The sequence below is a fragment of the Pseudomonas sp. JS3066 genome, assembly GCF_036328175.1.
Lineage (GTDB): Bacteria > Pseudomonadota > Gammaproteobacteria > Pseudomonadales > Pseudomonadaceae > Metapseudomonas.
This window is the reverse complement of record NZ_CP143312.1, coordinates 796,360-810,666: the sequence shown is the minus strand read 5'-3', so window position 1 is coordinate 810,666 and position 14,307 is coordinate 796,360. Positions and strand designations below refer to the sequence as shown.

Sequence of the window (14,307 nt, the reverse complement as noted above, 5' to 3'; positions counted from 1 at the left end):
TTTTCTTATAGTTCTCTGGATACTTGTCAGCCTCTGGCCCGGACTATCACTGGGCGAGGAGTTGCGCTGGGGTTTTGGCCCGGCCGATGGCATGCCCTACGCACAGGTAAGCGACCATGCCCTGCTCGGCGGTTTCATCCGTCATCTGGGCGAACGCATCGCCAAAGACCTGTCCATAAAAGTCAGCTTCATCGAAACGCCGAACAAGCGCATCGAGGAATCCCTGAAGAACGGGCGCATCCACCTGATCTGCAATTCGAATCCGGAATGGATGGTGGACGCAGCTGCGTATCACTGGTCGCCATCGCTGTTCGAAGAGGAAGACGCCCTCCTTCAGCATCGTGATAGCCCGCGCATCGCCAGCCTTGCCGACCTCAAGGGCAAGGTACTGGGTACCAGCCTGGGCTTCGCCTACAGCATGCCGCTGATGGAAGCCTTCGCGAACAACGACGTGGAACGCAAGGACGTGCGCGATCTCGACACCCGCCTGAACTTGCTAAGCCACAAGCGACTGGACGCCATCATCGATATGCGCCGCGCCCTTGCCTATGAACTGGCCGTGCGACCCGACGCCCCGCTGGTATTCAGTCCCTGGGTAGTGGAACGCTACCGGCTGCACTGCGCCTATGGCCGTCAGCTGCCGATACCGGCCGAACAACTGGACGCCGCCCTGCAACGCCTGAGGGACAGTGGTGAAATCGAATCATTGCTACAGGGCGAGCAACAGCGCGCGGGACTTCAGGATCGCTGAGAATCCGGCGCCGGCAACTGTTCCAGGGCTGCTCGTACAGCCGGCGTCTGTCCATCGCGCCACGCACGGAAGGCATCCAGTTCGCCACCCCAGGTTTTCAGGACCCACGCCAGCACCGCCAGATCGTCGACAAAGCCCATGCCTACCAGCCAATCCGGCAGCGCATCGAGCGGCGTGACGAAGTAAATCAAGGCTCCCACCACGGCGAGAAACGCCTTGGGGTTGATCTGCCGGTACTCACCGCGCAGCCAGGCATTGGCGAGGGACAGTAACAGTCGCAGGTCATCCTTCACCGCACCAAGCCGGCCGCTCTGACTCGAGCTCTTGCGCGATACCGCCAGCAGCAGTGACGGCAATCGCCCACCGGCGAGGAAACGCTGCGCCAGGGTCAGGTAACGCTGGAAATTCCAGGGTGCTTTCACGGCTACTCCTCGGCAGAAGCCTGGCCTAGAGGGCTTGGCGCGGTTATCCACGAAATCTGTGGATAACCTTGTTAACAGTTTTCCACATTACAGGGAAAAGGCCCATGTCATGCGGCTCCGCGACAGATCGGGCAAATTTTGCCCACTACCAAAAGGCCAGGAAAATCAATCATTTGACCAGACGGTCTGCAATGCGACTGCAAGTCGCACCGAGCACAATCGTGGTTACCCGGTCATGTGCATAACCGTAACACCTTTTCGACGCTCTACTCCCGATGTGACTGAAAAGTCGACTTCAGGCTCAGATGAGACTGGCGCTGGAAACGAAAACGCCCCGTCGAGACGGGGCGTTCACGCGAAGGCAACTGCCGCTTATTGCTTGTCGGCGGCCGCCGGATCCTTGATGCCGAGCAGTTCCAGGTCGAACACCAGAACCGAGTTGGCCGGAATGGCCGGGCTCGGGCTCTGCTCGCCATAGGCCAGCTCGCTGGGGATGAAGAGTTTGACCTTCTCACCCACGTGCATCAGTTGCAGACCTTCGACCCAACCCGGGATCACGCCATTGACCGGCAGGTCGATGGGGCTGCCACGCTGGACGGAGCTGTCGAAGACGGTACCGTCAGTCAGCTTGCCTTCGTAGTGAACGGTCACCACGTCAGTCGCCTTGGGCTGGGCACCCTCGGCCTTCTTGACGATCTCGTACTGCAGGCCGGAAGCGGTGGTCACAACACCTTCGCGCTTGCCGTTGTCTTCGAGGAATTTCTTGCCGGCTTTTGCGTTCTCGGCATTCAGCGCGGTCATGCGCTCTTCGGCACGCTTCTGCAGGAAGGCGAAGGCTTCAACCAGCTCTTCGTCCTTCAGGCGCTGCTCTTTCTTGCCGATGGCATCTTCGATGCCCTGGGCGACAGCCTTGGGATCGAGGTCGTCCATACCTTCCTGGGCGAGGCTCTTGCCCATGTTCAGGCCAATACCGTAGGAGGCTTTCTGGGCCGGAGTCTTGAGTTCAACGCTGGTCTGCGAATCGCAGCCCGCGAGAACCAGGCCCACCAGGGCCACAGCGGCCGCCAACCGATGTTGTTTCATGCTGAATCCTTGTCTGTCGCCATGATGGCAATACGATGGAGCGGCGAGCTTAGCAGGCCGCCGCGAGAGGTGGCTATGGGCAATAAGAACGGAGAGTCTGCAATAAGTTCAGCAGCTTGCGCGGCATCACGTAAGCATTGACTGCAGTGTTGCCGGGGATTTTCGACAGGCAAAGAAAAAGCCCCCAGGCATTGCTACCTGAGGGCTTTTGTATGGCGCAGCGGACGGGACTCGAACCCGCGACCCCCGGCGTGACAGGCCGGTATTCTAACCGACTGAACTACCGCTGCGCGTAACCTTGAAACTGGTGGGTGATGACGGGATCGAACCGCCGACCCTCTGCTTGTAAGGCAGATGCTCTCCCGGCTGAGCTAATCACCCCAATATGCGCCCAATGAAGGGTCACACACTAAATGAAAAACCCTCAGGCATTACTACCTGAGGGCTTTCGAATATGGCGCAGCGGACGGGACTCGAACCCGCGACCCCCGGCGTGACAGGCCGGTATTCTAACCGACTGAACTACCGCTGCGCGTAACTGCGAGATTGGTGGGTGATGACGGGATCGAACCGCCGACCCTCTGCTTGTAAGGCAGATGCTCTCCCGGCTGAGCTAATCACCCTTCACTCTCGAAGTGGGGCGCATTCTAGAGAGGTATCCCGCCTCTGGCAAGTCCCTTTTGAAAAAAAATTATCAGGCCTTCCAAAGGCTTAGCTCAGGGTTGAGCCCGACGCCTCCCGATGAGAATAATGCGCGCTTTGTGTCCGGAGGTTTTCCCCTTATGTGGTTTCGCAACCTGCTTGTGTATCGCCTCACCCAGGATCTGAATATTGATGCCGAGGCGCTGGAAGCCGCGCTGGCGACCAAGCCCGCACGGCCATGTGCCAGCCAGGAGCTGACCACCTACGGTTTCGTGGCGCCGTTCGGCAAGGGCGCGGATGCACCACTGGTGCACGTTAGCGAAGGCTTCTTCCTGGTTGCCGCGCGCAAGGAAGAACGCATCCTCCCCGGCAGCGTGGTGCGTGACGCCCTGAAAGAAAAGGTCGACCAGATCGAGACCGAGCAGATGCGCAAGGTCTACAAGAAGGAACGCGACCAGCTGAAGGACGAGATCGTCCAGACTTTCCTGCCGCGCGCCTTCATCCGCAAGTCCGCTACATTCGCAGCTATCGCGCCGGCCCAGGGCCTGATCCTGGTCGATGCGTCCAGCCCGAAGCGCGCCGAAGACCTGCTTTCCACCCTGCGTGAAGCGATCGGTTCGCTGCCGGTGCGTCCGGCTTCAGTGAAGATCGCCCCCACCGCTACCCTCACCCAGTGGGTCCAGACCCAGGAAGCGGCCAGCGACTTCTACGTGCTGGACGAGTGCGAACTGCGCGACACCGACGAAGACGGCGGCGTGGTGCGCTGCAAGCGCCAGGACTTGACCAGCGACGAAATCCAGCTGCACCTGACTTCCGGCAAGTTGGTCACCCAGCTTTCCCTGGCCTGGCAAGACAAGCTGTCCTTCATCCTCGACGACAAGCTGGTGATCAAGCGCCTGCGCTTCGAGGATCTGCTGCAAGAGAAGGCCGAGCAGGATGGTGGTGATGACTCCCTGAGCCAACTCGACGCCAGCTTCACCTTGATGATGCTGACTCTGGTGGAGTTCATCCCGCAGCTCTTCGAAGCCCTGGGCGGCGAAGAGATTCCGCAGGGCGTCTGACCCCTCCGAGCGCCGGTCCCGAGCCGGCGCTTTCACAACGGAGAGAAGGAGGCGCCATGCACGCCCTCGTCACTTTCAGTCGCTTCGTCGGCAACACCTTTGCCTTCTGGATCCTGCTGTTCGCGGTACTGGCCTTCTACCAGCCCGCCTGGTTCCTGCCGGTCATCCACTGGCTGGTCCCGCTGCTCGGCCTGATCATGTTCGGCATGGGGCTGACGCTCAAGACCGAAGACTTCCGCGAGGTGTTGCGACGCCCGTTGCGGGTGCTGATCGGCGTACTGGCGCAGTTCATCATCATGCCGGGACTGGCGTGGCTGCTTTGCAAGCTGATGCAACTACCGGCAGAGATCGCCGTCGGCGTCATCCTGGTGGGCTGCTGCCCAGGCGGCACCGCCTCTAACGTGATCACCTGGTTCGCCCGTGGCGATGTCGCCCTGTCGGTAGCCATTACCGCTGCGACTACGCTACTCGCCCCGCTGGTAACGCCGGCGCTGATCTGGCTGCTGGCCACGGAGTGGCTGCCGGTCCAGTTCGGCGCCCTGTTCACGTCCATCCTGCAGGTGGTGGTCCTGCCCATTGCGCTCGGACTGGTCGCCCAACGGCTGCTGGGAGAACGCGTCCGCCTGGCGGTCGACGTGCTGCCGCTGGTATCGGTGGTGTGCATCGTCGCGCTCGTCGCCTCGATCGTAGCCGCCAGCCAGGCGAAGATCGCCGAATCCGGCCTGCTGATCATGGCCGTAGTGGTCCTGCACAATGGGCTCGGTCTGGCCCTGGGGTACTTGGCGGGCCGCCTCTGTGGCCTGCCGCTGGCCCAGCGCAAGACGCTCTCCATCGAAGTCGGAATGCAGAACTCGGGACTCGGCGCGGCCCTTGCGACCGCGCATTTCTCGCCGCTGGCCGCAGTGCCCAGCGCGCTGTTCAGCGTCTGGCACAACCTCTCAGGATCGCTGCTGGCTGCGGTGTTCCGGCGCATGGATGAGCCCCGGAAGGAACGCGAGTAACCCCATCCCACCTGGCCGGTCGGACTTGTCCAACCGGCCAGGATGTGCAAAATACTGCGCAACGTAAGGACGACCTTACCACTCTGCGAGTGATCGACGGGGACGGCCCCATTTCAATCTGTCGTCCAACTGGAGGTCACCATGTCCTGGATCATTCTCTTCTTCGCAGGCCTGTTCGAGGTGGGTTGGGCCGTCGGCCTGAAGTACACCGACGGCTTCAGCAAGCCACTACCCACGGCCCTCACCGTCATCGCCATGCTCATCAGCCTGGGCCTGCTTGGCCTGGCCATGAAAGAGTTGCCGCTGGGCACTGCCTACGCTATCTGGACGGGGGTCGGCGCGGTCGGCACTGTCATCGCCGGCGTCATCCTGTTCGGCGAATCCATGGCGCTGGTACGCCTGCTCAGCGTCGCGTTGATCATCGGCGGCCTGATCGGCCTCAAGCTCAGCCACTGACCCCTACAACGGAAAAGCCCGCCATTCGGCGGGCTTTTTCATTCAGCGGGCATCGCCTCGCAGTTCGGCCACCTGCAACTGCAGGCTCTGCCTGTCGGCCAACTCAGGCGATACCGGAGCCCCCGCCACCAGGCGTATGCGTGACCAGAAGCGCTTGAAGAGTCCTTTGGACGGATCACGGCTGAAGAAGCTGCCCCAAAGCCCCTGCAGCGCCATCGGGATTACCGGCACCGGGTTCTCCTCGAGGATACGTTCGATGCCGTTCTTGAACTCGTTCAGTTCGCCGTCGCCGGTCAGCTTGCCCTCGGGGAAGATGCATACCACCTCACCATTGCGCAGATACTCGGCGATCTTCTTGAAGGCCGCATCGTAGACCAGCAGATCCTCGTGGCGCGCCGCGATCGGCACGGTACCGGCGGTGCGGAAGATGAAGTTCAGCACCGGAAGCTGGTAGATCTTGTAGTACATGACGAAGCGCACCGGGCGCCGCACCGCGCCGCCAATCAGCAACGCATCGACGAAGGACACGTGGTTGCACACCAGCACCGCCGGCCCTTCCTCGGGAATCGCCTCAAGGCCTTTGTGTTCTACGCGATACATGGAATGGCCAAGCAGCCAGACCAGGAAGCGCATCGTGAACTCGGGGACGATCTTGAAGATGTAGCTGTTCACCGCGATGTTCATCAGCGACACCACCAGGAACAGTTCGGGGATCGACAGCCCGGCGACGCTGAGGAAAAGGATCGAGGCGATGGCCGAGACCACCATGAACAGCGCGTTGAGAATGTTGTTCGCGGCGATCACCCGCGCGCGCTCGTTCTCCGCCGTGCGCGACTGGATCAGCGCGTAGAGCGGCACGATGTAGAAACCGCCGAACAGCCCGATGCCGAGGATGTCGGCAAGGATCAGCCAGGACTGGCCATGACTGAGCAGCGCCAGCCAGTCGTGCGGCGTCGCACCTTGCGGGAACTCACCGGAATGCCACCAGAGCAACAGGCCGAACAGGGTCAGGCCAATGGAACCGAAGGGCACCAGGCCGATTTCCACCTTGCCGCCCGAGAGGCGCTCGCAAAGCATCGAGCCCAATGCAATCCCCACCGAGAACACCGTGAGGATCAGTGTCACCACGCTTTCGTCGCCGTGCAGCAGCTCCTTGGAATAGGCCGGGATCTGCGTCAGGTAGACGGCCCCGAGGAACCAGAACCAGGAGTTACCCACCAGAGAGCGCGATACCGAAGGGCGCTGACCAAGCCCCAGGCGCATGATCTGCCAGGACTGGCGGAAGATGTTCCAGTCGAGCGCGAGCCCCGGCAGCGCTGCCGCTGCGCGCGGAATGCCGCGACTGGCCAGGTAGCCGAGACTGGCAGTGAGCACGATGGCGCAGGCCACGATCGGCTCGTAGCGCTCGACGGACATCATGAGGCCGGCACTAATGGTGCCCGCGAGAATGGCCAGGAAGGTGCCCATCTCCACCAGGGCGTTGCCCCCTACCAGTTCGTCCTCACGCAGCACCTGCGGCAGGATCGAGTACTTCACCGGGCCGAACAGCGCCGAGTGGGTGCCCATGGCGAATAGCGCCAGGAACAGCAGCGGCAGACTGTCGAAGAAGAAGCCCAGGGCCCCCACCGCCATGATGGCGACCTCGGCCAGCTTGATGGCGCGGATCAGCGCGTCCTTGGCGAACTTCTCGCCGAACTGTCCGCCCAGTGCGGAAAACAGGAAGAACGGCAGGATGAACAGCAGCGCGCAGAGGTTGGTGAAAACACTCTTGTCGCCGGAAATGGCGAGTTTGTAGAGGATGGCGAGAATCAGCGACTGCTTGAAGATGTTGTCGTTGAACGCGCCGAGCAACTGAGTCACGAAGAACGGCAGGAATCGCCGTGTGCCCAGCAGGGCAAATTGCGAGTGTTGGCTCATCTTCCTTGGTACCTGGTCATTAGCAGGGATACGGCCCCGTGCGCATGAATTCGCACGTCGCTGATTGGACTGCAGGACTATGGCGGAAAGCCACATTGGCCAGAAGGTTGTTTGTGCGAATTCGCAAAAGACCGTCTGTGTAGGGGCGAATTCATTCGCCAAGGGCGGCGAGGCTGCCCCCTGCAAAGTCAAAGGGCGAACCTGCTGTCCGCTTGGCGATTAAGATCGCCCCTACATCGGCAGTTGCCCCAGCACCCAGCGCAGCAGGAAGAACAGCACCAGCCCACCAAGGATGGTCGCCAGCAGGTGGCGGCTCAGGGCAGCAATCAGGATTGCACCAAGCCCGGCCAGCAGGTAGGCGTTGTCCAGCGCCAGGTGAAAGTGCTGGCCGTCGGGCATCAGCATTCCCGGCACGACGATGGCGGTGAGCACAGCGGTCGGCACGTAGTGCAGGCCCTGGCGCACCACCGGCGGGAAACTGAGGTTCGGCCAGGCGAACAGGCTGTAGCGGATGGCGAAGGTGATGACCGCCATGCCGAAGATCAGGCTCCAGGTTTGCATGAGATACCCTCCCCCAGCAGGTCGAGGCGATAACGACGTTCCAGCACCACCCCGACGACGATGCCGCTCAAGGCAGCCGCCATCAGGCCCAGCTTGTAGGGCAGGCCATGACAGATCAGCGCCACGGCGCCGGCCACGAGCGCGGCAGCCACCTGCGGCTTGTTGCGCAGCATGGGCACGACGATGCCGATGAATGTGGCGAGCATGGCGAAATCGAGGCCCCATGCCGCCAGGTTGGGCACCGCCTGGCCAAACAGCACGCCCACCAGGGTGCAGAGCTGCCAGTTCAGGTACATGGCCAGGGCCCCGCCGAAGAAGTACCAGTGTTTGTGCGGCGAGTCGTCCTTCTCGGCATAACGATGCTGGACCACCGCGAAGGCCTCGTCCGTCAACCAGAACGCCAGAGGCATGCGCCAGCGCGTCGGCAGGTGGCGCACGTACGGCTGCAGGGTTGCGCTGTACAGGGCGTGGCGCAGGTTGACCACGAAGGTGGTCAGCAGCACCACGGCCATCCCGGCGCCCCCGCTGAGCAGGGTGATGGCGATGAACTGGGACGAGCCGGCGAACACCAGCAGCGACATGCCGATGGTCTGCCAGGCGGACAAGCCGGCGCCCGCGGCCAGGGTGCCGAAAATGATGCCGAACGGAATCGCGCCAACGATCATCGGAACGATGTCGCGGGCGCCGTGGATGAACTCAGTGATACGGGACATGTGGCCTCCTTGTCCCGAAAGGCTAGCGTCAGGCCATCAGTGCGTCTTGAACGATCTTGCGCACGCGTTGCGATATTCGCCCGGCCCAACGCCATAAGCCTGCTTGAACTGGCGGGTCAGATGGCTCTGATCGGCGAACCCCAGCTGTGCCGCCACACCGGCTGGCGCGCAACCGGCCTTGAGCAGGGCACGGGCCTGATCCAGGCGCTGCTGCTTGAGCCAGGCGTGGGGCGGCATGCCGGTGGCGCGGCGGAAGGTACGAGCGAAATGGAATGGCGAGAGCTTCACGGCAGTGGCCAGTTCCTCGAGGGACGGCGGCTCGGCCAGGCGTTCACGCAGCAGTTCCTTGGCACGCAGCACAGCCAGAGGCTCACGGCCCGGGGCGCCGGGCTCGGGCAGCCTGGAATGACGACGGAACAGCGACAACAGGGCCTCGCGCCAGGCAGTCTGCTGTTGCAGGGCACTGGCATTTGCCTCCAGCAGCCGATGCAGATGGGTGAACATCTGGACCAGGTCGGGATCGTGATGAACGCTGCCGATAAAGGCCGGCATGCCAGCCAGAGGAAGCTCGAGCTCCTCCAGGGCGCTGCGTACCAACGCGATATCCGGATAGAACACCCGGTAGCGCCAACCGTCGTCGTGTCCCTTGGAACCGGTGTGCACCTCATCCGGGTTGATCAGCGCCAGGCTGCCGGCACCGGCCAGGTGATCGACGCCGCGATAGCGATAGCGCTCGGCCCCTGCCTCCACCACGGCGATCACATAGCCGTCGTGTACATGGGGGGCGAAGCGATGTTCGATGTAGCGAGCAGACAGCAGCTCCAGGCCATCCAGATGGCCCGCCTGCCAGAAATGCGCGTCTTCCCTATGCTCGCCCAAGGTTATGCGCTGAACAGCGCCTCCAGCCGTTGCTTCACTCCCGGCCAGTCGTGGTCGGTGATGCTGTATAGCACGCTGTCGTCAAGGCGGCCGTCAGCCAGGCGACGATGGTTGCGCAGCACGCCCTCGCGCTGGGCGCCGAGCTTTTCGATGGCGCGCTGGGAGCGCAGGTTGCTGGCGGCGGTTTTCAGTTGCACCCGCACCACTTGCCACTCCTCGAATGCATGGCGCAGCATCAGATACTTGATCGAGGCATTCAGGCCACTGCCGTGCTCACCGGCGGCGAGCCAGGTCCAGCCAATCTCGGCGGCCGGCAGGTTGGGCATGAAATCGGAGAAACGCGTGGTGCCTACCAGGTTGTCACCCAGGCGAATGGCGAAGACCACCGCCCGCCCTTCCCGCTGGTCGGCCAGGGCGTGGCGATACCAGTCGGGTCGCAGGGGGCCGTTCATGTAGGCCAGGGCTTCGCGGTTGGCCTCAGCCAGGGTAACCAGCGCCGGGATGTCGGCCTCTGCCAGCGGTTCGAGGCGCAAGGCGCCGCGCTGCAGGATGACCGGTTGTGGATTGAACATCTGCGCCCTCCTCAGGCGAAAGAACCCTGCCGGATGAGAACGTCGCGCCAAGCGGAAGTGCCGTGCAGGTTCCCACGCGAGACAAACAAAACTGCGCGGGCAATGGAGCACGCTAGCAGCCCCGGTGCGGGGGCTCAATAGCGCCTGCGACCTTGGTAGCAGCGGCCTGACGAATTGCCGACTTTGGTGCGAAACTGCTGGAAGTCGAAATCTCGCGGGCATGCCCCGCCACCGCACCATCCGGAGCTGCAATGTCGCTGTCCAGCGGGCTGATCGCCACGGTCGCCTTCCTCTACATGGCCATCCTCTTCGCCATCGCCTTCTATGGCGACCGACGCAGCACACCCCTGTCGCCGCGCATGCGCGCCTGGGTCTACAGCCTGTCCCTGGCGGTGTACTGCACCAGCTGGACCTTCTTTGGCGCTGTCGGCCAGGCCGCCGGTCAGGTCTGGAACTTCCTGCCCATCTACCTGGGCCCCATCCTGCTGCTGCTGTTGGCGCCCTGGGTGGTGCAGAAGATGGTGATCATCAGCAAGCAGGAGAACATCACTTCCATCGCCGACTTCATCGCCGCGCGCTATGGCAAATCCCAGGCCCTGGCGGTAGTGGTGGCTCTGATCTGCCTGGTCAGCGTGCTGCCCTACATCGCCCTGCAGCTGAAGGGCATCGTCCTCGGGGTGAACCTGCTGATCGGCCCAAGTGCCGAATCCTCTGGCACCCGCGCCCAGGACACAGCGCTCATCGTGTCGCTGGTGCTCGCCCTGTTCACCATCCTCTTCGGCACCCGCAACCTGGACGCGACTGAACACCACCGCGGCATGGTGCTGGCGATCGCCTTCGAGTCCCTGGTCAAGTTGCTGGCCTTCCTCGCAGTGGGCGCCTACGTCACCTTCGGCCTGTTCGACGGTTTCGACGACCTGTTCACCCGTGCCCGCAGCGCTCCGCAGCTGGAGCACTACTGGTCGCAATCCATGGACTGGTCCTCGCTGCTGGTGCAGACCGGCGTCGCGATGCTCGCGATCATCTGCCTGCCCCGGCAATTCCACGTGACGGTGGTGGAGAACATCGAACCGCGTGACCTCCGCCAGGCACGCTGGGTGTTCCCCATCTACCTGGCCCTGGCGGCGCTGTTCGTGGTGCCCATCGCCCTGGCCGGGCAGATGCTGCTGCCCAGCGGTGTGATCCCGGACTCCTTCGTCATCAGCCTGCCGCTGGCCGAGGCGCACCCGGCCCTGGCGCTGCTGGCCTTCATCGGTGGTGCGTCGGCCGCCACCGGCATGGTGATCGTCGAAGCCGTGGCCCTGTCCACCATGGTTTCCAACGACATGCTGCTGCCATGGCTGCTGCGCCGGCAGAACGCCGAACGCCCGTTCGAAGTGTTCCGCCACTGGATGCTCTCGGTACGCCGGGTGAGCATCGTGGTGATCATCCTGCTGGGTTACGTCAGCTACCGCCTGCTGGGCTCCACCGCGAGCCTGGCGACCATCGGCCAGATCGCCTTTGCCTCCATCGCCCAGCTCGGCCCGGCCATGATCGGCGCGCTGTTCTGGAAGCAGGCCAACCGCCGTGGCGTGTTCGCCGGCCTCGCTGCCGGCGCTGCCCTCTGGGCCTACACCCTGGTATTGCCGGTGATGGCTCGCGGCCTCGGCTGGCCGCTGGAAAACTTCCCCGGCCTCTCCTGGATGATGGAAAACCCCCTGAACCTGCCCATCGAACCCCTGACCCAGGGCGTGGTGATCTCGCTGGCGGGCAACTGGATCCTCTTCGCCTGGGTGTCGGTGTTCTCCCGCACCCGCGTGTCCGAGCACTGGCAGGCCAGCCGCTTCGTCGGCCAGCAGGTTTCCGCACGAGCCAGTTCCCGCACCCTGCTGGCGGTCCAGGTGGACGACCTGCTGATGCTCGCCTCGCGCTTCGTCGGTGAAGAGCGCGCGCGGCAGAGCTTCATCCGTTTCGCCTATCGCCTGGGCATCAGCTTCAACCCGGCGCAGAACGCCAACCAGGATTGGATCACCCACACCGAACGCCTGCTCGCCGGCGTACTCGGCGCCTCGTCGGCGCGGGCCGTGGTGAAGGCGGCCATCGAAGGCCGCGAGATGCAGGTGGAGGACGTTGTGCGCATCGCCGACGAGGCGTCCGAGGTGCTGCAGTTCAACCGAGCCCTGCTTCAAGGCGCCATCGAGAACATCACCCAGGGCATCAGCGTCGTCGACCAGTCGCTGCGACTGGTGGCCTGGAACCGCCGCTATCTGGAGCTGTTCGACTATCCCGAAGGCCTGATCAGCGTCGGCCGCCCCATCGCCGACATCATCCGCTACAACGCCGAACGTGGACTCTGCGGGCCCGGCGAGGTGGAATCCCATGTCGCTCGCCGCTTGTTCTGGATGCGCCAGGGCAGGCCGCACACCTCGGAGCGCCTGTTCCCCAATGGCCGGGTCATTGAACTGATCGGCAACCCCATGCCCGGTGGCGGCTTCGTCATGAGCTTCACCGACATCACCGCCTATCGCCAGGCCGAACAGGACCTCAAGGATGCCAACGAAGGGCTGGAACGACGGGTCACCGAACGGACGCTGGAACTCTCCCAACTCAACCACGCGCTGATCGAGGCCAAAGGCACGGCGGAAGCGGCCAACCAGTCCAAGACCCGCTTCCTCGCCGCCGTCAGTCACGACCTGATGCAACCGCTCAACGCCGCGCGACTGTTCTCCGCCGCCCTTGGCCACCAGCAGGAGGTCCTGCCCCGCGAGGCCCGCGAACTGGTCAACCACCTGGACAGCTCGCTGCGCTCGGCCGAGGACCTGATCACCGACCTGCTGGACATCTCGCGCCTGGAGAGCGGCCGAGTCACTCCCGACCGTACCGCTTTCCCGCTGGCTTCGCTGTTCGACACCCTCGGCGCCGAGTTCAAGGTGCTGGCCCAGGAGCAGCACATGGACTTCCGCCTGCGCGGCAGCAAGCTGCGCGTGGAAAGCGACATGAAACTGCTGCGCCGAATCCTGCAGAACTTCCTGACCAACGCCTTCCGCTACGCCAAGGGACGCGTCCTGCTGGGTGCCCGGCGCGACGGCGACAATCTGCGCCTGGAGGTCTGGGACCGTGGCCCCGGTATCCCGGAAGACAAGCGCAAGGTGATATTCGAGGAGTTCAAGCGCCTGGACAGCCATCAGACCCGCGCCGAGAAAGGCCTGGGGCTGGGCCTCGCCATCGCCGACGGCCTCTGCCGCGTGCTCGACCACAAGCTGGAAGTGCGCTCCTGGCCGGGCAAGGGCAGCGTGTTCAGCGTCACCGTGCCGCTGGCGCGCGTTCAGCAACCCTCGCCTGTGGTGCAGAAACTGGCCGAAGCCAACGGCCAGACGCTCAACGGCACCCAGGTACTGTGCATCGACAACGAGGACAGCATCCTCACTGGCATGCACAGCCTGCTGTCACGCTGGGGCTGCCAGGTGTGGACGGCGCGCAACCGCCTGGAATGCGAACACCTGCTGGCCGAGGAAGTGCGGCCGCAACTGGCGCTGGTGGACTACCACCTCGATGAAGGCGAGACCGGCACCGAACTCATGGCCTGGTTGCGGACCCGCCTGGGTGAACCGTTGCCCGGCGTGGTGATCAGCGCCGACGGCCGCGCCGAGCTGGTGGCCGAAGTCCACGCCGCCGGCCTGGACTATCTGGCCAAGCCGGTGAAGCCGGCCGCGCTACGGGCACTGATCAGCCGGCACGTGAACCTGCGCTGAAGGCGATCTCCGTTCGTGGGAGCGAATAGATTCGCGATGAGCCGGACGGCAGATCAGTCTTCCTCGTCCTCACGCACCAGCACACAGTGCATGCCTTCTTCGTCTTCGTTGCAGTCGTAGAGGTAGAACATCTGTACCTCGCCGGAAGCGGCGACCACCGCGACGAAGTCACCGGCATCGGCGAGGAAGAAATCACGCGTCGACGGATCGGCCTGGCATTCGATCAGCGCCGTGACGAACGAGGCGGGATCGATGTCGCCGAAGTAATCCTCGCGGTCCTGCGCGCTCCATTCAGCCGGAGCCTTGAATGCACCGGTAAAGAGAATGCGCGCATCGCCCAGGTCTTCTTCTTCCGCGTCCAGGTCGTTCTCGTCGGGACGATAGAGTGAGCAATCCAGGGCATCGGCATGACCCAGCACGGCCTCGCGGGCAGCCAGGCGCTTTTCCGGATCGAGTCCGGCGGCCAGGCAAATCTGGGCCCAGCTGTCTTGTTCGCGTGGGGACACGGGAGAGTTCCT

13 protein-coding genes and 4 tRNA genes are annotated in these 14,307 nt (G+C 63.5%); 5 read left to right on the top strand and 12 right to left on the bottom strand.

Features of this window, described 5'->3' with window-relative positions; translation table 11 throughout:
* The first annotated feature begins 91 nt into the window (after positions 1-91).
* A complete protein-coding gene (locus tag SA496_RS03945) occupies positions 92-751 on the top strand; it encodes a substrate-binding periplasmic protein (protein WP_256672943.1) in 660 nt (219 codons plus the stop codon).
* Here SA496_RS03945 and SA496_RS03940 read toward each other — a convergent pair.
* The 6 genes from SA496_RS03940 to SA496_RS03915 form a co-directional block, all read right to left on the bottom strand.
* A complete protein-coding gene (locus tag SA496_RS03940) occupies positions 739-1,173 on the bottom strand; it encodes a YkvA family protein (protein WP_120652662.1) in 435 nt (144 codons plus the stop codon). The two genes, SA496_RS03945 and SA496_RS03940, sit on opposite strands and share 13 nt — an antisense overlap.
* A 372-nt stretch (positions 1,174-1,545) precedes the next feature.
* A complete protein-coding gene (locus tag SA496_RS03935) occupies positions 1,546-2,256 on the bottom strand; it encodes an FKBP-type peptidyl-prolyl cis-trans isomerase (protein ID WP_120652663.1) in 711 nt (236 codons plus the stop codon).
* Between the two features lie 213 nt (positions 2,257-2,469).
* Positions 2,470-2,546, bottom strand: a tRNA-Asp gene (locus SA496_RS03930).
* Between the two features lie 15 nt (positions 2,547-2,561).
* A tRNA-Val gene (locus SA496_RS03925) sits at positions 2,562-2,637 on the bottom strand.
* 74 nt (positions 2,638-2,711) lie between these two features.
* A tRNA-Asp gene (locus tag SA496_RS03920) sits at positions 2,712-2,788 on the bottom strand.
* Between the two features lie 15 nt (positions 2,789-2,803).
* Positions 2,804-2,879 (bottom strand) — tRNA-Val (locus SA496_RS03915).
* A gap of 159 nt (positions 2,880-3,038) precedes the next feature.
* On the opposite strand from SA496_RS03915, the gene rdgC reads away from it, so the two are divergent.
* The 3 genes from rdgC (at position 3,039) to sugE (ending at position 5,416) form a co-directional block, all read left to right on the top strand.
* The gene (gene rdgC / locus SA496_RS03910) at positions 3,039-3,959 is read left to right on the top strand and encodes a recombination-associated protein RdgC (RefSeq protein ID WP_120652664.1); all 921 of its coding nucleotides are present in this window, start codon (positions 3,039-3,041) and stop codon (positions 3,957-3,959) included.
* A 56-nt stretch (positions 3,960-4,015) separates the two neighbouring features.
* On the top strand, positions 4,016-4,960 hold the full coding sequence (locus SA496_RS03905; RefSeq protein WP_120652665.1) for a bile acid:sodium symporter family protein: 945 nt from the start codon (positions 4,016-4,018) through the stop codon (positions 4,958-4,960).
* 141 nt (positions 4,961-5,101) lie between these two features.
* Complete coding sequence (gene sugE, locus SA496_RS03900) at positions 5,102-5,416, top strand: quaternary ammonium compound efflux SMR transporter SugE (RefSeq protein WP_120652666.1); 315 nt, start codon at positions 5,102-5,104, stop codon at positions 5,414-5,416.
* A 42-nt stretch (positions 5,417-5,458) separates the two neighbouring features.
* Here the strand turns inward: sugE and SA496_RS03895 are convergent, their stop codons facing one another.
* The 5 genes from SA496_RS03895 to SA496_RS03875 form a co-directional block, all read right to left on the bottom strand.
* On the bottom strand, positions 5,459-7,333 hold the full coding sequence (locus SA496_RS03895; RefSeq protein WP_330115066.1) for an MFS transporter: 1,875 nt from the start codon (positions 7,331-7,333) through the stop codon (positions 5,459-5,461).
* Between the two features lie 231 nt (positions 7,334-7,564).
* Complete coding sequence (locus tag SA496_RS03890) at positions 7,565-7,894, bottom strand: AzlD domain-containing protein (protein ID WP_153918884.1); 330 nt, start codon at positions 7,892-7,894, stop codon at positions 7,565-7,567.
* Positions 7,876-8,607 (bottom strand): AzlC family ABC transporter permease, encoded by a 732-nt coding sequence (locus SA496_RS03885; protein ID WP_120652669.1) that lies wholly within the window; start codon positions 8,605-8,607, stop codon positions 7,876-7,878. The genes SA496_RS03890 and SA496_RS03885 overlap by 19 nt, the downstream gene beginning before the upstream one ends.
* 36 nt (positions 8,608-8,643) lie before the next feature.
* Entirely contained in the window at positions 8,644-9,486 is an 843-nt protein-coding gene (locus SA496_RS03880) for an AraC family transcriptional regulator (protein WP_120652670.1), read from the bottom strand.
* Between the two features lie 2 nt (positions 9,487-9,488).
* Positions 9,489-10,058 (bottom strand): GNAT family N-acetyltransferase, encoded by a 570-nt coding sequence (locus SA496_RS03875; protein WP_120652671.1) that lies wholly within the window; start codon positions 10,056-10,058, stop codon positions 9,489-9,491.
* 251 nt (positions 10,059-10,309) lie between these two features.
* Here SA496_RS03875 and SA496_RS03870 point away from each other — a divergent pair, with 251 nt between their 5' ends.
* Positions 10,310-13,789, top strand: a complete 3,480-nt coding sequence (locus SA496_RS03870; protein ID WP_153918886.1) for a hybrid sensor histidine kinase/response regulator — start codon at positions 10,310-10,312, stop codon at positions 13,787-13,789.
* A gap of 53 nt (positions 13,790-13,842) precedes the next feature.
* On the opposite strand, the gene SA496_RS03865 is transcribed toward SA496_RS03870, so the two are convergent.
* Entirely contained in the window at positions 13,843-14,262 is a 420-nt protein-coding gene (locus SA496_RS03865; RefSeq protein ID WP_120655258.1) for a hypothetical protein, read from the bottom strand.
* Positions 14,263-14,307 lie beyond the last annotated feature (45 nt).